This is a genomic window from Pseudomonas solani (assembly GCF_026072635.1).
GTDB classification, from domain to species: domain Bacteria; phylum Pseudomonadota; class Gammaproteobacteria; order Pseudomonadales; family Pseudomonadaceae; genus Metapseudomonas; species Metapseudomonas solani.
The window spans coordinates 3566602-3582984 of record NZ_AP023081.1 but is presented as its reverse complement, the minus strand read 5'-3'; the positions used below and the strand labels follow the sequence as shown (position 1 = coordinate 3582984).

Here is a 16383-nt window from a genome sequence, read left to right as displayed (position 1 = left end):
CTCAACGCAGCTTCAGGGTGGCGAGGCCGATCAGCACGAGGATCACGGTAATGATCCAGAAGCGCACGATCACGCGGGGCTCGGGCCAGCCTTTCAGTTCGAAGTGGTGGTGGATAGGGGCCATGCGGAATACACGACGGCCGGTCAGCTTGAACGAGGCGACCTGGATCATCACGGACAGGGTCTCCATGACGAACACGCCGCCCATGATGAACAGCACCACTTCCTGGCGCACGATCACGGCGATGGTGCCCAGGGCGGCGCCCAGCGCCAGGGCGCCGACGTCACCCATGAAGACCTGGGCCGGATAGGTGTTGAACCAGAGGAAGCCGAGGCCGGCACCGACCAGGGCGGCGCAGAACACGATCAGCTCGCCCGCACCCGGCACGTAGGGGATGAACAGGTATTCGGCGAACTTGATGTTGCCCGACAGGTAGCAGAAGATCCCCAGCGCGCCGCCGACCATCACGGTCGGCATGATCGCCAGGCCGTCCAGGCCGTCGGTCAGGTTCACCGCGTTGCTCGAGCCGACGATCACGAAGTAGGTCAGCACGATGAAGCCCGCGCCCAGCGGGATGCCCACATCCTTGATCAGCGGCAGGATCAGGGTGGTCTCCACCGGGCTGGTGGCGGTCATATAAAGGAAGACCGCCGCACCGATGCCGAACACCGATTGCCAGAAGTACTTCCAGCGGCTCGGCAGGCCACGGGAGTTCTTCTCGATCACCTTGCGGTAGTCATCCACCCAGCCGATGGCGCCGAACAGCAGGGTCACACCGAGGACCACCCAGACGTAGCGGTTGGACAAGTCGGCCCAGAGCAGCGTGCTGATGCCGATGGCGGTGAGGATCAACGCACCGCCCATGGTTGGGGTGCCGGACTTGGAGAGGTGCGATTGCGGCCCGTCGTTGCGCACGGACTGGCCGATCTGGCGCACCTGCAGGGTGCGGATCATCCAGGGTCCGAGGCACAGCGACAGCGACAGCGCCGTGAGGACTCCGAGAATCCCGCGCAGGGTCAGGTACTGGAACACCCCGAACCCCTTGTAGAACTGTTGCAGGTACTCAGCGAGCAGCAGCAGCATGATTAGTGAGCCTCCCCCGTTCCGCAGATGGCCGCGACGATCTTCTCCATCGCCGCGCTGCGAGAACCTTTGATCAGAATTGTTGTGTTGGCGTCCTGCTCGTCGACCAGGGCCTGGATAAGGCTGGACTGATCAGCGAAATGGCGCCCATCGTCGCCGAACGCGGCGACGGCGTGCGCCATCTGAGGACCGACTGCATAGAGCGCGCTGACCTTGCCCCGCGCGTGGAGACCCACGTCGCGATGACCCTGTTCGGCCCATTCCCCCAGCTCGCCCATGTCCCCGAGCACCAGAACGGTACGCCCAGGAAAACCGGCGAGTATATCAACGGCCGCGATCATCGAAGCCGGGTTGGCGTTGTAGCTGTCATCGATCACGCGCATACCGCTGGGCGCCAACTGCGCTACGGTGCGGCCCTTGACCGGTTGCAGGTTCTGCAGCCCCTCGCGGATACCGACCAGCGGTACGCCCAGGGCATGGGCAGCGGCAGCAGCGGCCAGGGCATTGGCGACGTTGTGCAGGCCCAGCAGGTTGAGCTGGATGCTCGCTTCGCCAGCCACGCCCTTGAGCGTGAAGGCCATGCAGCCACGGGCATCGCGGACGATGGATTCGGCACGCAGGTCGGCATCCTCGGCCTTGAGGCCAAAGTTCAGCACCTGGCGAGCGCCATTGCGCTGGCGCCAGGTTTCGAAGGCCTTGTCATCGCGGTTGAGCACGGCAACGCCATCGGCAGCCAGGCCCTCGAGGATCTCGCCCTTGGCCAGGACGATTTTCTCAGGGCCGCCGAACTCGCCGACATGGGCGGTACCGGCGTTGTTGATGATGGCCACCTGGGGCCGGGTCAGGCCGACGGTGTAGGCGATTTCGCCGACTCGCGAGGCACCCAGTTCGATCACGGCGCTACGATGTTCCGGCGCCAGTTCGAGCAGGGTGAGCGGAGCGCCCAGGTCGTTGTTCAGGTTGCCACGGGTCGCCAGAACCGGACCCTGGGTACGCAGGATGCTGGCGAGCATCTCCTTGACCGTGGTCTTGCCACTGGAACCGGTCACCGCCGCCACCTTGCCGGTGAACGCGTCACGGTTGAGCGCACCGAGCTGGCCGAGCGCCACTCGGGTATCGCCGACCAGCAGTTGCGGCAGGGGCGCACCCGGAATCTCTCGCTGAACGAGCGCCGCGACAGCGCCCTTTCTGGTCACGTCCGCCAGGTAGTCGTGCCCATCGAAATTCGGACCGACCAGCGCAATGAACAACTGGCCGGGCTCGACGCGCCGGCTGTCGGTGGTCACTGCCGAGAATGCAGCATCAGCACCGATCAGCCGGGCGTGCAAAGGCGTCTGCAGAGCGGAGAGGTGCATGGGCTCAAGCATGGCTCGCCCCCCAGGCGCCCAGGGCGGCCTCGGCTTCCTGCAGATCGGAGAACGGCAGGCGTTCGCCGTTGATTTCCTGGTAGTCCTCATGGCCTTTGCCCGCCAGCAGCACGACGTCGTCGCGCCCCGCATTGGCGATCAAACGGGCAATGGCGGCACCGCGTCCGTGCACGAACTCGGCCTTGGCGGCGTCAGCAAAACCAGGGCGGATGTCGTCGAAGATCTGCGCGGGGTCTTCGCTGCGCGGGTTGTCGTCGGTGACCAGCACATGGTCAGCCAGGCGTTCGGCCAGGCCCGCCATCAGCGGGCGCTTGCCGCGATCGCGATCACCACCGCAGCCGAACAGGCACAGCAGGCGGCCACGGGCATGGGGGCGCAAGGCTTCGAGGACTTTTTCCAGCGCATCGGGCGTGTGTGCGTAATCCACCACCACCAGCGGCTTGTCGCCGCCACCCAGGCGCTGCATGCGGCCGACGGGCCCTTGCAGGCCAGGCAGCGCACGGAGGATTTCATCCAGCGGGTAGCCCATGCCCAACAGGGCACCGACAACCGCCAGCAGGTTGCTCAGGTTGAAGCGGCCCAGCAACGGACTGCGCAGCAAGCCTTCGCCCTGGGGCGTCACAAGGCTGGCACGCACACCGTCATCATCGAAGTGGGCTTCACGGCAATAGATGAAGGCCGACGCATCTTCCTGGCTGTAGCCGATGAGACGCGACTCATGCTCGTGCGACGCCAGTTCGCGGCCGAACGCATCGTCGAGGTTGATCACCCGGCAGCGCAGTTGCGGCCAGTCGAACAGCCGGGCCTTGGCGGCGCCATAGGCCTCCATCGAGCCGTGGTAGTCGAGATGGTCACGGGACAGGTTGGTGAACACGGCGATATCGAAGGCGAGCGCGGCGACACGACCCTGCTCCAGTCCATGGGACGATACTTCCATTGCCACCGCGCGGGCACCGGCCTGCTTGAGGTTGGCCAGGGTCGCCTGCACCGCCAGGGGATCGGGTGTGGTGTGGCGGCCGCTTTCCAGTTCGCCATGGAAGCCGGTACCCAGGGTGCCGACGATGCCGCAGCGCTCGCCGAGCAGGTCGAGGGCCTGGGCGATCAGCTGGCTGACGCTGGTCTTGCCGTTGGTACCGGTAACGCCGACCAGGTTCAGACCACGGCTGGGCTCACCATAGAAGCGCCCGGCAATGGCCGAGAGCTGGCCGGCCAGGCCTTTGATGGCAACCAGCTCGGCGCCGCTGGCGTCGATGGCTGCTGCCCCTTCTGATTCATAGGCGACGGCAGTGGCGCCACGTGCGACGGCGTCGGCAATGTGGGCACGACCGTCCTGCTGGATGCCCGGTACCGCCAGGAACAGATCGCCCGGACGCACCTTGCGGCTGTCCAGGGTCAGTTCACGGATGAGGGTGGCGCTTTCGGCCTGGGGCAACAATTGATTCAGTGGCATGGGCATCAGATACGCCCTCCTTTGCCGGTAGCCGCTGCTGCGGTCTGTTGTTCCTCGGTGGGCAGGTTGTCCGGGGCGATGTTCATCAGGCGCAGTGCGCCCGCCATGACCCTGCCGAATACGGGTGCGGAGACCAGGCCACCGAAGTAGCCGGCCTTGCTGGGCTCGTCGATCACCACCACCATCGCCAGACGCGGGTTGGTGGACGGAGCGAAGCCCGCGAACAGCGAGCGATAGGCGTTCTGGGTATAGCCCTTGGCGCCGACCGTAGCCTTGCGCGCCGTGCCGCTCTTGCCTGAAACGTGGTAGCCGGGCACCTGGGCCCGGAATACGCCGCGCGGCGCCTCGACCACTTGCTGGAGCATGCCCTGCATGGTCTTGGCGACCTCGTCGGGAATGACCTGGGCGCCGACCGGGACGGTATCGACCCGGGTCATGGACAGCGGAACCGCCTGCCCATGATTGGCCAGGGTGGCGTAGGCATGGACCATCTGGATCGCCGTGACCGAGAGGCCATAGCCATAGGACAGGGTCGCGGTCTCGGCCTTGCGCCACTCGCGGTGGTTGGGCAGGTTGCCGACGCGCTCGCCGGGGAAGCCAAGGCCAGTGTCCTGGCCGAGGCCGAGCTGGCGCATGGTCTCGTAGATGGTCTCGCCGCCGATATCGAAGGCAATCTTGCTCATGCCGACGTTGCTGGAGTTGATCAGGATGCCCGTCAGATCGAGGATCGGGCCCTCGGTCTTGGAAACGTCCTTGATGGTGTAGCGACCGATCTGCAACGAGCCGGGGTAGACCTCGACCTTGTCTTCCGGCTTCCAGCGACCGCTCTGCAATGCCGCGGACATGGAGAACGGCTTCACGGTGGAGCCGGGCTCGAACACGTCGATCATGGCGCGGTTGCGCATGGCAGCCGGCTGCAGGTTGCGGCGGTTGTTCGGGTTGTAGGTGGGCTGGTTGGCCATCGCCAGCACTTCACCGGTCTTGACGTCGACGATCACCAGGCTGCCCGCCTTGGCGCCGTTTTCCACCAGAGCGTTACGCAGCTCGCGGTGGGCGAGGTACTGCAGGCGCAGGTCGATGGACAGGGCCAGAGTCTTGCCCGGCTTGGCGTTCTTGCTGACCTGCACGTCCTTGATCAGCCGGCCACGACGGTCCTTGAGCACCTGGCGCTTGCCGGGCACACCCGCCAGCCACTGGTCGAAGGACAGCTCGACGCCCTCACGGCCACGGTCATCCACGTCGGTGAAGCCAACCACATGGGCAGTCACTTCGCCGGCCGGGTAGAAGCGGCGGAACTCTTCGATGGCGTACACACCCGGCAGCTTGCGGGCGAGGATGGCTTGCCCCTGCTCCGGAGTCAGGCCGCGAGCGAGGTAAAGGAATTCACGATTGGCGTTCTGATCGATGCGCTCGGCGAAGATCTTCGGATCCTGCCCCAGGGTCGCGGCGATCACCGGCCACTGGTCGCGCACGGGCATCAGGTCCTTGGGGTTGGTCCAGAGAGTGGTGACCGGGGTACTGACGGCCAGGGGCTCGCCGTTGCGATCGGTGATCAGGCCACGGTGCGCAGGAATCGGGATGTGCCGCACGCTGCGCGCGTCACCCTGCCCCTTGAGGAAGTCGCGGTCGATGACATGCAGGTCGACGATGCGCCAGGAAATGGCCGCCACCATCAACGCGAGTAATGCCAGGACGACCCGGAAGCGCCAGGGATAGAGCGCCCCCTCGAGTTTGATCATGGCGCCACCATGCGGATTTCCGCAGGCTCGGGGATGCGCATCTTCAGTTGCTCGCTGGCCAGCGACTCGATGCGGTTGTGCGCCGTCCAGGTGCTCTGCTCGAGCACCAGGCGCCCCCACTCGGCCTGCGCCTTGTCGCGCACGCTGAGCTCGGTATAAAGCTTGTTCAGCAACTGCCTGTTCCAATGCGCGCTATAGGACACGCCAATCGCGGAAACCAGTACCGCGATGAACAACAGCAGCATCAGGAAACTGCCGCCTGGCAGAGGCTTGGCATAGAGGCGGCTCATCTGAGCTTCTCCGCCACGCGCATGACCGCGCTGCGCGAGCGCGGGTTGGCCTTCAATTCTGCATCGGAAGCGAACTGCGGCTTGCCCAGCAACTTCAAGCGCGGGTCAAAGGCCGGAGGACGGATCGGCAAGTTGCGCGGCAGCTTGTCCGCTTCGCCCTTGGCATGCTTGCGCATGAACAGCTTGACGATGCGGTCTTCCAGGGAATGGAAGCTGATCACGACCAGGCGACCACCAATGGCGAGGTTCTCCAGGGCAGCTTCAAGGCCGCGCTCCAGATCGCCCAGTTCGTTGTTCACATGGATGCGGATGCCCTGGAAAGCACGAGTAGCCGGGTTCTTGCCCTTCTCCCAGGCGGGGTTGGCGACGGTCAGGACCGCAGCCAGATCAGAGGTGCGCTCGAAGGGCTTCTCGACGCGACGCTGTACGACGGCACGCGCCATGCGCTTGGCAAAACGCTCTTCGCCGTACTCCTTGAGTACACGGGCGATCTCGTCCTCGGGCGCGGTGGCGATCCACTGCGCCGCACTGACACCGCGCGTGGGGTCCATGCGCATGTCGAGGGGGCCGTCGTTGAGGAAGCTGAAACCGCGCTCGGCATCATCCAACTGCGGGGAGGACACCCCGAGGTCGAGCAGCACGCCGTCCACCTTGCCCGACAGGCTGCGCTCGGCCAGCTCGCCAGCCATCTCGGCAAAACTGCGCTGCACAATGACAAAGCGGCCGTCTTCGGCCGCCAGCGCTTGCCCTGTAGCTATGGCTTGGGGGTCTTTATCGAAACCGAGTAGCCGCCCCTCCTCGCCAAGATGCTGGAGGATGAGCCGGCTGTGCCCTCCGCGACCGAAGGTGCCGTCCAGGTAACAGCCGTCCGCACGCACGGCGAGACTCTCTACGGCCTCGTCGAGCAGGACGGTGATGTGGCGGAAGCTGCTTTCGGTACTCACAGGATAAGGTCACGCAGTTCGTCCGGCAGGCCGCCGGGTTGTTTGATTGCCATGAGGTCCGCGTCGGAAATCGCGTTCCAGGCGTCTTCGTCCCATATCTGGAACTTGTTCAACTGGCCAACCAGCATTGCCTTCTTGTCCAGGCCCGCGTACTCGCGCAAGCGCGGCGGGACGAGGAAACGACCGTTACCGTCTAACTCGAGGTCGACGGCGTTACCGATCAGGAGGCGTTGCAACCGGCGGGTTTCTTCACGCAGGGACGGCAGCTCACGAAGCTTGGCTTCGATGAGCTCCCACTCGGGCAGCGGATAAAGGGTCAAGCAGCGGTCCACGGCGTCGATCGTGACGATCAACTGCCCATCACAACGCGAAAAAAGCTCATCCCGATACCGACTCGGCATCGCGATGCGCCCTTTGGCGTCGAGACTGATGGCATTTGCTCCGCGAAACACGGCTGCGCTTCCCCTTTTTTAGGCTTCCCGTACCAATTGATCCCACTTCGTCCCACTTTGCACCACTTCCGCACACTATAGAAATGCGCGCGCCCCACCGTCAAGGCAGGCAAAGACGGAAAATTCCTTACAGGACGGAGATTTAGCGAGCTTTGGGGAGGGGCAAGAAGAGATATTGCAGAGGATTTCAGGCACAAAAATGAAGCACACCAGAACGCTGGAGCGCGAACTTAAAGTAATTTCTCAAGAGTAAGATTTTTTCGGTATTTCAGACGTGGTGCAAATTCGGTATTTCGGACGCGGGGCAAAGAAGGGGAATGAAGCGGAAGTGGGAAAAAGTGGAGAGTCGATCTGTAAGCCGGGTTCTGTCGTGGACAGTCATTCATCTACGGCTGCCATCACTGACAGCCTTTAGCAACCTACCCGAATCCGACGCGGGCCGCGCCAAGGATTCCTATTTGGTCTTGCTCCGAGTGGGGTTTACCTAGCCACGAACTGTTGCCAGTCGTGCGGTGCGCTCTTACCGCACCTTTTCACCCTTACCGGCGCTTGCGCGCTTAGGCGGTTATTTTCTGTGGCACTTTCCGTAGGCTTTCGCCTCCCAGGCGTTACCTGGCACTCTGCCCTATGGAGCCCGGACTTTCCTCCCTCTCAAAATCGCGAACGAAATGAGACAGCGACTGTCCGATCGACTCTCCGCCGCCAAGGGTAGCGGCAGGCCAGCATAAGAACAAGCTCAAGAATCGCTTTGACGCTCCAGGGCGGCCTGGTAAAGCAGGTTCTTGCGCACCCCGGTGATCTCCGCAGCCAACGCCGCAGCTCGCTTCAAGGGAAGTTCGCCCAGCAGCAGATCGAGCACACGCAGCGCCTCGCCACTGATCGCACCCTCCCCCTCCGGCTCCTGCCAACCGGCCACCAGCAGCACACATTCACCGCGCTGCTGATTGGAATCGGCAGCCACCCAGTCACGCAACGCCGAGAGCGGGGAGCCCTTGAGCGTTTCGAAGGTCTTGGTCAGCTCCCTCGCCAAAACCGCCGGGCGCTCCTCACCGAAGACCGTGACCATATCCTCCAGACACTCGAGCAGACGATGGGGCGCCTCGTAGAAGATCAAGGTACGCGGCTCTTCCTTCACCCGCTCCAGACGGGAGCGACGTCCCACTGCCTTGGCAGGAAGAAAGCCTTCGAAGATGAAGCGATCGGATGGCAGCCCCGCCGCCGATAGCGCGGCAATGAGCGCACTGGGACCGGGCACCGGGACAACCGTGATACCTGCGGCCTGCACCTGGCGCACCAGGTGATAGCCGGGGTCGGAAATCAACGGGGTGCCCGCATCGGAGATCAGCGCCACATCTTCGCCCGCCTGCAGGCGCGCCAGGAAACGCCCGCCCTCCTCTCGCTCGTTGTGATCGTGGCAAGCCGCCAGAGGCGTATTGATACCGAAATGCTGCAGCAGACGAACGGAATGACGGGTGTCTTCGGCAGCGATAAGCGCCACATCGCGCAGCACCCGCAGGGCACGGGTACTGATGTCGTCGAGGTTGCCGATCGGCGTAGCCACCACATAGAGCTTGCCCAAGGTGACAGCAGAGCCTGGGGAAACGGTCACAAGACACCTCGGAATTGACTTAAAGGCGCGCATTGTAGCCCGTTTCTGACCTCCAACATCGCACCCCGGGCGGGCCTTGGGTACAATCCCCCGCTTCTTTGATCGAGTACCGGGATCGTTAAATGATCGCTTGCCTGCGCCCGCTTTCCGCACTCTGCCTCGCCGGCCTGCTGGCCGCCTGCGGCAGTTCGCCCACCTCCAGCCTCGGCGAACTGCCCCGCACGCCTCAGGCCAGCATCGAGCAGATGCTTCAGCAAGCGAACGACAGCAAGCCCGAGCAAGCGGCCTCGCTGCGCCTCTCCGCTGCCGACCTGGCATACAAGCAGCAAGATATCGGCCGCTCGGCACGCATTCTTGAGCAGGTCCAGCTCGACGGCCTCAAGCCCGCCCAGCAGGTATTCGCCAGCACGCTTGCCGCCGAACTGGCCATGGCACGCAACCAGCCGAAAAGCGCACTCAAGGCCCTGAGCCACCCCAGCCTCGAGCGCCTGGGTGAACTGCCGGTCGAACAGCAGACCCGCACCCAACTGGTTCGCGCCCGCGCCCTGGAGGCCGATGGCCAGAACCTCGCGGCAGCCCGTGAGCGCGTATTCATCGCCCCGCTGCTCAATGGCGAAGCCGAGAAGACCAACCATGAAGCCATCTGGACGCTGGTCTCCAACCTGCCGGCCGATCAGCTCCAGGCGGGCGGCGACGCCGACCTCGCGGGCTGGATGGAACTGGCCCGTGTAACCAAAGGCGCCGGCACCCTGGAACAACAGCAGGCCGCCATCGAGTCCTGGCGCACCCAGCACCCCCAGCACCCGGCCGCCGAAGCACTGCCGGCACCGCTGGCCAAACTGAAGGAACTGGCCAATCAGCCCTTGACCAAGATCGCCCTCCTCCTGCCCCAGGAAGGCCCTCTCGCCTCCGTCGCCCGCGCCCTGCGCGACGGTTTCCTCGCCGCCCACTATCAAGCCCAGCAGGCCGGCCAGAACCCTCCGGCCATCCAGCTGTATGACAGCTCGCACCTCAGCTCCCTGGACGACTTCTATCGCCAGGCCCAAGCAGATGGCGTGCAACTGGTGGTTGGCCCGCTGGAGAAGCCCCTGGTCAAGCAGATGAGCGACCGCGAGCAGTTGCCCATCACCACCCTGGCCCTGAACTACAGCGACGCCGGCCAAGAAGGCCCCGCCCAACTGTTCCAGTTCGGTCTCGCCGCCGAGGATGAAGCCCGCGAAGTGGCACGCCGCGCCTGGGGTGACGGCATGCGCCGCGCCGTGGCCCTGGTGCCTCGCGGCGAATGGGGTGACCGCGTACTCAACGCCTTCCGCCAGAGCTGGGAACAGTCCGGTGGCAGCCTGATCGCCGCCGAACATGTCGACCAACCGGTCGAACTCGCCCAGCAGATCGCCGACCTGTTCCAGCTGCGCCAGAGCGAATCGCGTGCCAAGCGCCTGCAAGGCACGCTGGGCACGCAGGTTGCCGCCCAACCCTCCCGCCGCCAGGACGTCGACTTCATCTTCCTCGCCGCCACCCCGCAGCAGGCCCAGCAGATCAAGCCGACCCTGGCCTTCCAATACGCGGGGGATGTGCCGGTGTATGCGACCTCCCACCTGTTCACCGGCAGCAACAACCAGGCTCAGTACCTGGACCTGAACGGCATCCGTTTCTGCGAAACCCCCTGGCTGCTGAACAGCAACGACCCGCTGCGTCAGGAGGTCGATCGCCAGTGGCCGCAAGCAGGTGGCAGCCTGGGCCGCCTTTACGCAATGGGCGTGGACGCCTATCGACTGGCTCCTCGCCTGAACCAGCTCAAGGCGCTTCCGGAAAGCCGCGTTGACGGCCTCTCCGGCAGCCTCAGCCTCAACCCCGCGCAACGTGTCGAGCGTCAACTGCCCTGGGCCGAATTCCGTGACGGCCAGGTCCAGCGACTTCCCGACAGCGATTCTTGAACCAGCGGCAATCCAGCGGGCAAGCAGCGGAAGCACTTGCTCGCTCCCACCTCGAACAACACGGCTTGCGCCTGCTCGCCAGCAATTGGCGATGCCCACGGGGCGAGCTCGATCTGGTCATGCTGGACGGCGATACAGTAGTATTCGTCGAAGTGCGCTACCGGCGGCATGCCGCCTGGGGCGGAGCGCTGGAAAGCGTCGATGCGCGCAAGCGCGCCAAGCTGATTACCGCGGCCCAGCACTTCCTCCTCAAGGAGTCCCGCTGGGCCAGATACCCGTGCCGATTTGACGTGGTCGCCATCAACTCGATGGATGGCGACTCACCCCCGCGACTGACATGGCTGCAAAACGCCTTTGATACCTGAGCAGTCGCTCCCACTTAAGGTCAACCCGATGGACATGCAACCCCGAATCCGCCAGCTCTTCCAGGCCAGCATCGACACCAAGCTGCTGGCCATGGAAATGCTCGCACCGCACATCGAGCACGCGAGCATGGTGATGGTCAACGCACTGCTCAACGAGGGCAAGATCCTGGCATGCGGCAACGGCGGCTCCGCCGGCGACGCCCAGCACTTCTCATCCGAGCTGCTCAACCGCTTCGAGCGCGAGCGCCCGAGCCTGCCCGCACTGGCATTGACCACCGACAGCTCGACCATCACCTCGATCGCCAACGACTACAGCTACAACGAGATCTTCTCCAAGCAGATCCGCGCCCTGGGCCAACCCGGCGACATCCTGCTGGCGATCTCCACCAGCGGTAACTCGGCGAACATCATTCAGGCCATCCAGGCCGCACATGATCGCGAAATGATTGTCGTAGCTCTGACCGGCCGTGATGGTGGCGGCATGGCCTCCCTGCTGCTGCCGGAAGATGTCGAGATACGCGTGCCCGCCAAGTCCACGGCGCGCATCCAGGAAGTCCACCTGCTAGCCATCCATTGCCTCTGTGACCTGATCGATCGTCAATTGTTTGGGAGTGAAGAATGACGCGTTCCCCCCTGATCCTCGCCTGTCTCGCCATCACCCTGGCTCTGGGTGGCTGTGGCGGCCGCACCATCGGCAAGACCATCGACGACCAGTCCACGCCGTCCAAGGTGCGGGCCAAGATCGACGCTGCGAATCCCGACCTCAAGACCAACTCGCACATCGTGGTCACCAGCTACAACGGCGTAGTGCTGCTGGCTGGCCAGACCCCCAACGACAACCTCAAGTCCCAAGCCGAACAGGCCGCGCGCAGCGCGCAGGGCGTCAAGAAGGTGCACAACGAGCTGCACGTCGGCCAGAACTCCTCCACCCTGGCGCGGATGAACGACAGCACCATCACCACCAAGATCACCACACAGCTGCTGGCCGACAGCCAGATCCCCAGCTCGCAGATCAAGGTCGTGACCGAGAACGGCATCGTCTATCTGCTTGGCCTGGTGACCCGCCAGGAAGCCGCCAAAGCCACCAGCGTCGTGCAGGGCGTCTCTGGCGTGCAACGCATCGTGAAGCTGTTCGAATACACCAACTGACCGAACAGCACGTACAAAAAAGGCGATCCAACCGGATCGCCTTTTTTATTACTTCACCACCTTGAGGCTGGGACGCCCACTGGGTCGCGGAGAACCACTCGACGGGTCGCTGCCGGACGGGCCGTCATCTTCCGGCCCCTGATCGTCCTCATCCACCACCGGAGGCTCCAGGTCGAAGACCATGCCCTGGCCGTTCTCCCGGGCATAGATGGCCATGATCGCCGCTGCCGGAATGTAGAGGTTGTGGGCAACACCACCGAAACGCCCCTCGAAACTCACCGCGTCGTTATCCATGTGCAGGTGACGCACCGCACTGGGAGAGACATTGAGCACGATCTGGCCATCGTTGGCGTAGCCGGCCGGCACCTTGACGCCGGCGAACTCGGCACTCACCAGCAGATGGGGCGTGCAGTTGTTGTCGACGATCCACTCATAGAGCGCACGGACCAGATAGGGACGACTGGAGTTCATCAAGGGCTCCTTATCAGCGCATGTCGCGCTCGACTGCCGACAGGCTGGCCTGGAAGCCATCGCGTGCGAATAGGCGCTCCATGTAATCCAGCAATGGCTTGGCAGGACGAGGCAATTCGATTCCCAGGACCGGCAGGCGCCAGAGAATCGGCAACAGGCAGCAGTCTACAAGACTGAGGTCTTCGCTGAGGAAAAAGGGTTTGTCGGCGAACAGCGGCGATACACCGGTGAGACTCTCACGCAGCTCCTTGCGAGCGACCGCCTTGACGGCCTCCTTCACCCGCGGATCGAGAATCTGATCCACCAGGCTGCACCAATCACGCTGCACACGGTGCATCAGCAGCCGCGTATTACCCCTTGCTACCGGGTAGACCGGCATCAGCGGCGGGTGAGGGTAGCGCTCTTCGAGGTACTCCATCACCACAGTCGGCTCATAGAGTGCGAGGTCACGATCGACCAGGGTCGGCACGCTGCCGTATGGATTGACCTCGGCGAGCTTGGGCGGGCAACGGCCCGGCTCGACATCGATTATGTCCGCAGCGACACCCTTCTCGGCGAGCACGATGCGTACACGATGGGAGTAGTGGTCTGCGGGGTCGGAGTAACAGGCCAACCTGTTGGTTACGGCCATGGTGCCCTCCTCGCTTGAAGTTATGCAGTAGTAGAAAAACGCGCGCGCCCATTAAGGGCGCGCGAGTATACAACGGTGACGCGGGGTATCAGTGCACGTCTTTCCAGTATTCACGCTTCAGCAGATAGGCGAATACGAAGAAGAAGGCCAGATACAGCAGAACGTAGGTGCCGATACGCTGCATGTGCAGCTTGTTCGGGTCCGCAGAGTAAGCCAGGAAGGTCACCAGGTTCTGAACCTTCACATCGAACTCGGCTTCGCTCAGCTTGCCGGTCTTCGGCACGATGGTCAGCTGATCACAGGCTTCGTGGGTGATGGGGGCCCCAGTCAGCGGGTCATACTGCTTCTTGCCGCCTTCGACAGCCTGGACCTGCTTGCAACCTACGACCTGGCGACCTTGCAGGCCGACCAGCACGTTAGGCATGCCGACGTTCGGGAAGATCTTGTTGTTCACGCCCCAGGGACGCGCCGGATCTTCATAGAAGTTGCGCAGGTAGCTGTACAGCCAATCGGTACCACGAACACGAGCGACCAGGGTCAGGTCCGGCGGCGCGGCGCCGAACCAGGTCTTGGCATCGCTCGGCTTCATGCCGATCTGCATGTGGTCGCCAATCTTGGCGCCAGTCAGAACCAGGTTCTGCATCATCAACTCTTCAGGAATGCCCAGGTCCTTGGCCACGCGCTCATAGCGCTGGAACTTGGCACTGTGGCAGCCCATGCAGTAGTTGGCGAAGGTACGAGCACCGTCTTGCAGTGCAGCCTTGTCGGTCAGGTCGATATCGACATGATCCAGCTCTACATCATGGCCACCGGCGGCGAAGGTCAAGGCCGGCAGCGCAGCGATAACAAATGCAGCAAATAGCTTTTTCATCAGCCTGTCACCCTTTCCGGAACCGGTTTGGTTTTTTCCATCCTGGTGTAGAAGGGCATCAGGATGAAGTACGCGAAGTACAGGATGGTGCACACCTGCGACAGCAGCGTACGGCCCGGGGTCGGCGCGAGAACACCCAGCACGCCGAGGATGACGAAGGACACGCAGAAGATCAGCAGCCAGACCTTGCTCAGCCAGCCTTTGTAGCGCATCGATTTGACGGGGCTGCGATCCAGCCACGGCAGCACGAAGAGCACGGCGATGGCGGCGCCCATGGCGATAACGCCCATCAGCTTGTCCGGAACGGCACGGAGAATCGCGTAGAACGGGGTGAAGTACCACACCGGTGCGATGTGCTCAGGCGTCTTGAACGGGTTGGCCTGTTCGAAGTTCGGCTTCTCGAGGAAGTAACCGCCCATCTCCGGGAAGAAGAACACCACGAAGCAGAACACGAAGAGGAACACCACCACACCGACGATGTCTTTCACGCTGTAGTAGGGGTGGAAGGCGATGCCGTCGAGCGGAATGCCGTTCTCATCCTTCAGCTTCTTGATGTCCACGCCGTCGGGGTTGTTCGAACCCACTTCGTGCAGGGCCAGGATGTGCAGCACGACCAGACCGAGGATCACAATCGGCAGCGCAATCACATGCAGCGCGAAGAAGCGGTTCAGGGTGATGCCGGAGATTAGGTAGTCACCACGGATCCACTGGGTCAGGTCGCCGCCGATCACCGGAATGGCGCCGAACAGCGAGATGATCACCTGGGCACCCCAGTAGGACATCTGGCCCCAGGGCAGCAGGTAGCCCATGAAGGCCTCAGCCATCAGGGCGAGGTAGATCAGCATGCCGAAGATCCACACCAGCTCGCGCGGCTTCTGGTAGGAGCCGTAGAGCAGACCGCGGAACATGTGCATGTAGACCACGATGAAGAACGCCGAGGCGCCGGTGGAGTGCAGGTAGCGAATGATCGCCCCGTACTCGACGTCGCGCATGATGTACTCGACGGACGCGAAGGCCTCTTCAGCGGACGGGGTGAAGCTCATGGTCAGCCAGATACCGGTGAGGATCTGGTTCACCAGGACCAGCAGGGCCAGGGAGCCGAAGAAATAGAAGAAGTTGAAGTTCTTCGGAGCGTAGTACTTGCTCAGATGGTCTTCCCACATCTTGGTCGCGGGGAAGCGCGCATCGATCCATTCCATGAATTTGCTCATTAGGCCTTCTCCTGGTCCACACCGATGACGATGACATCATCCGACTCGTAGGAGTGGGGCGGCACCGGCAGGTTCAAGGGAGCAGGCTGCGCCTTGTAGACGCGGCCGGCGAGGTCGTAGCGAGAACCGTGGCAGGGGCAGAAGTAACCGCCCACCCACTCGGCGCCCAGGTCGGCCGGCGCGACTTCCGGACGGAAGGAGGGCGAGCAGCCGAGGTGGGTGCAGAGGCCGACCAGCACCAGGATTTCCGGCTTGATCGCGCGGTTGTGCGGATCGACGTAAGTCGGCTGCACGGACGCTTCGGACTTGGGATCAGCCATGCGCTCATCGATCTTGCCCAGGTTGCCGAGAATCTCCTCGGTACGGCGAACGATGAACACCGGCTGGCCGCGCCACTCAGCAATCATCTGCTGACCCGCTTCGACCTTGCTGATATTCACCTTCACCGGTGCCCCTGCGGCCTTGGCCTTCGCACTGGGCTGCCATGACCCCACAAACGGGATCGCAGCGCCCACCGCTCCTGCAGCACCCACCACGGATGTGGCTGCTACGAGGAAGCGACGCCGGCCTGCATTCACGCCGTCATTGCTCATTCAGTCGTCTCCCATCAGCTTTTGTGGCCTGTTGTTCAGGCCTCTACTAAGTAAAAATCGAGCCGCGCAAAAAATTCGCCAAATGGTAAAGAAAACCCCCTCTCCTGACAAGGTAATAGCCAGATACAAAACGGCTGAAAGCCTTGAGAGATAAGGGTTACGCGCATGCGACAAGCTGTCGCAGGGCATTTTCGCGGGCATAAAAAAACGCCCAGATCCACAA

At 63.2% G+C, this 16383-nt stretch carries 17 protein-coding genes and 1 other RNA gene; 4 read left to right on the top strand and 14 right to left on the bottom strand.

The window, feature by feature from the left end; all coding sequences use genetic code 11:
- Position 1: 1 nt before the first annotated feature.
- The 9 genes from mraY to rsmI form a co-directional block, all read right to left on the bottom strand.
- Complete coding sequence (gene mraY, locus PSm6_RS16310) at positions 2 to 1084, bottom strand: phospho-N-acetylmuramoyl-pentapeptide-transferase (RefSeq protein ID WP_021218776.1); 1083 nt, start codon at positions 1082 to 1084, stop codon at positions 2 to 4.
- A gap of 2 nt (positions 1085 to 1086) precedes the next feature.
- On the bottom strand, positions 1087 to 2451 hold the full coding sequence (locus PSm6_RS16305) for a UDP-N-acetylmuramoyl-tripeptide--D-alanyl-D-alanine ligase (RefSeq protein WP_265167766.1): 1365 nt from the start codon (positions 2449 to 2451) through the stop codon (positions 1087 to 1089).
- The gene (locus PSm6_RS16300; protein WP_265167765.1) at positions 2444 to 3907 is read right to left on the bottom strand and encodes a UDP-N-acetylmuramoyl-L-alanyl-D-glutamate--2,6-diaminopimelate ligase; all 1464 of its coding nucleotides are present in this window, start codon (positions 3905 to 3907) and stop codon (positions 2444 to 2446) included. The genes PSm6_RS16305 and PSm6_RS16300 overlap by 8 nt, the downstream gene beginning before the upstream one ends.
- Positions 3907 to 5640: a peptidoglycan D,D-transpeptidase FtsI family protein gene (locus PSm6_RS16295; RefSeq protein ID WP_021218779.1), complete on the bottom strand. Its 1734-nt coding sequence runs from the start codon at positions 5638 to 5640 to the stop codon at positions 3907 to 3909. The genes PSm6_RS16300 and PSm6_RS16295 overlap by 1 nt, the downstream gene beginning before the upstream one ends.
- Positions 5637 to 5930, bottom strand: coding sequence for a cell division protein FtsL (gene ftsL / locus PSm6_RS16290; protein ID WP_021218780.1), 294 nt, complete (start codon positions 5928 to 5930; stop codon positions 5637 to 5639). The genes PSm6_RS16295 and ftsL overlap by 4 nt, the downstream gene beginning before the upstream one ends.
- Positions 5927 to 6874, bottom strand: coding sequence for a 16S rRNA (cytosine(1402)-N(4))-methyltransferase RsmH (gene rsmH / locus PSm6_RS16285; protein ID WP_021218781.1), 948 nt, complete (start codon positions 6872 to 6874; stop codon positions 5927 to 5929). Before rsmH ends, ftsL begins: the two co-directional genes overlap by 4 nt.
- Positions 6871 to 7326 carry a division/cell wall cluster transcriptional repressor MraZ gene (mraZ, locus tag PSm6_RS16280; RefSeq protein ID WP_031287485.1) on the bottom strand — a complete coding sequence of 152 codons (456 nt, stop codon included), beginning with the start codon at positions 7324 to 7326 and terminating at the stop codon, positions 6871 to 6873. The genes rsmH and mraZ overlap by 4 nt, the downstream gene beginning before the upstream one ends.
- A 338-nt stretch (positions 7327 to 7664) precedes the next feature.
- Positions 7665 to 8022, bottom strand: an RNA gene (rnpB, locus tag PSm6_RS16275) — RNase P RNA component class A.
- 40 nt (positions 8023 to 8062) lie between these two features.
- The gene (gene rsmI, locus PSm6_RS16270) at positions 8063 to 8968 is read right to left on the bottom strand and encodes a 16S rRNA (cytidine(1402)-2'-O)-methyltransferase (protein ID WP_265167764.1); all 906 of its coding nucleotides are present in this window, start codon (positions 8966 to 8968) and stop codon (positions 8063 to 8065) included.
- 89 nt (positions 8969 to 9057) lie between these two features.
- On the opposite strand from rsmI, the gene PSm6_RS16265 reads away from it, so the two are divergent.
- Genes PSm6_RS16265 through PSm6_RS16250 form a run of 4 tightly spaced genes read left to right on the top strand, consistent with a single transcriptional unit; the run spans position 9058 to position 12383 of the window.
- On the top strand, positions 9058 to 10869 hold the full coding sequence (locus tag PSm6_RS16265) for a penicillin-binding protein activator (protein WP_265167763.1): 1812 nt from the start codon (positions 9058 to 9060) through the stop codon (positions 10867 to 10869).
- Complete coding sequence (locus tag PSm6_RS16260) at positions 10866 to 11234, top strand: YraN family protein (protein WP_184488703.1); 369 nt, start codon at positions 10866 to 10868, stop codon at positions 11232 to 11234. Before PSm6_RS16265 ends, PSm6_RS16260 begins: the two co-directional genes overlap by 4 nt.
- A gap of 28 nt (positions 11235 to 11262) precedes the next feature.
- Positions 11263 to 11856 (top strand): phosphoheptose isomerase, encoded by a 594-nt coding sequence (locus PSm6_RS16255; RefSeq protein ID WP_021217872.1) that lies wholly within the window; start codon positions 11263 to 11265, stop codon positions 11854 to 11856.
- Positions 11853 to 12383: a BON domain-containing protein gene (locus tag PSm6_RS16250; RefSeq protein ID WP_021217871.1), complete on the top strand. Its 531-nt coding sequence runs from the start codon at positions 11853 to 11855 to the stop codon at positions 12381 to 12383. The genes PSm6_RS16255 and PSm6_RS16250 overlap by 4 nt, the downstream gene beginning before the upstream one ends.
- A gap of 48 nt (positions 12384 to 12431) precedes the next feature.
- Here PSm6_RS16250 and PSm6_RS16245 read toward each other — a convergent pair whose 3' ends face one another.
- The 5 genes from PSm6_RS16245 to petA all read right to left on the bottom strand — a co-directional run bounded on the left by PSm6_RS16245 (position 12432) and on the right by petA (position 16160).
- On the bottom strand, positions 12432 to 12854 hold the full coding sequence (locus PSm6_RS16245) for a ClpXP protease specificity-enhancing factor (RefSeq protein WP_265167762.1): 423 nt from the start codon (positions 12852 to 12854) through the stop codon (positions 12432 to 12434).
- A 13-nt stretch (positions 12855 to 12867) separates the two neighbouring features.
- A complete protein-coding gene (locus PSm6_RS16240) occupies positions 12868 to 13485 on the bottom strand; it encodes a glutathione S-transferase N-terminal domain-containing protein (RefSeq protein WP_263400526.1) in 618 nt (205 codons plus the stop codon).
- A gap of 88 nt (positions 13486 to 13573) precedes the next feature.
- Positions 13574 to 14356, bottom strand: a complete 783-nt coding sequence (locus PSm6_RS16235) for a cytochrome c1 (protein WP_021217868.1) — start codon at positions 14354 to 14356, stop codon at positions 13574 to 13576.
- Positions 14356 to 15567 carry a cytochrome b gene (locus PSm6_RS16230; RefSeq protein ID WP_021217867.1) on the bottom strand — a complete coding sequence of 404 codons (1212 nt, stop codon included), beginning with the start codon at positions 15565 to 15567 and terminating at the stop codon, positions 14356 to 14358. Before PSm6_RS16230 ends, PSm6_RS16235 begins: the two co-directional genes overlap by 1 nt.
- The gene (gene petA, locus PSm6_RS16225; RefSeq protein WP_031287170.1) at positions 15567 to 16160 is read right to left on the bottom strand and encodes a ubiquinol-cytochrome c reductase iron-sulfur subunit; all 594 of its coding nucleotides are present in this window, start codon (positions 16158 to 16160) and stop codon (positions 15567 to 15569) included. The genes PSm6_RS16230 and petA overlap by 1 nt, the downstream gene beginning before the upstream one ends.
- Positions 16161 to 16383: the final 223 nt, after the last annotated feature.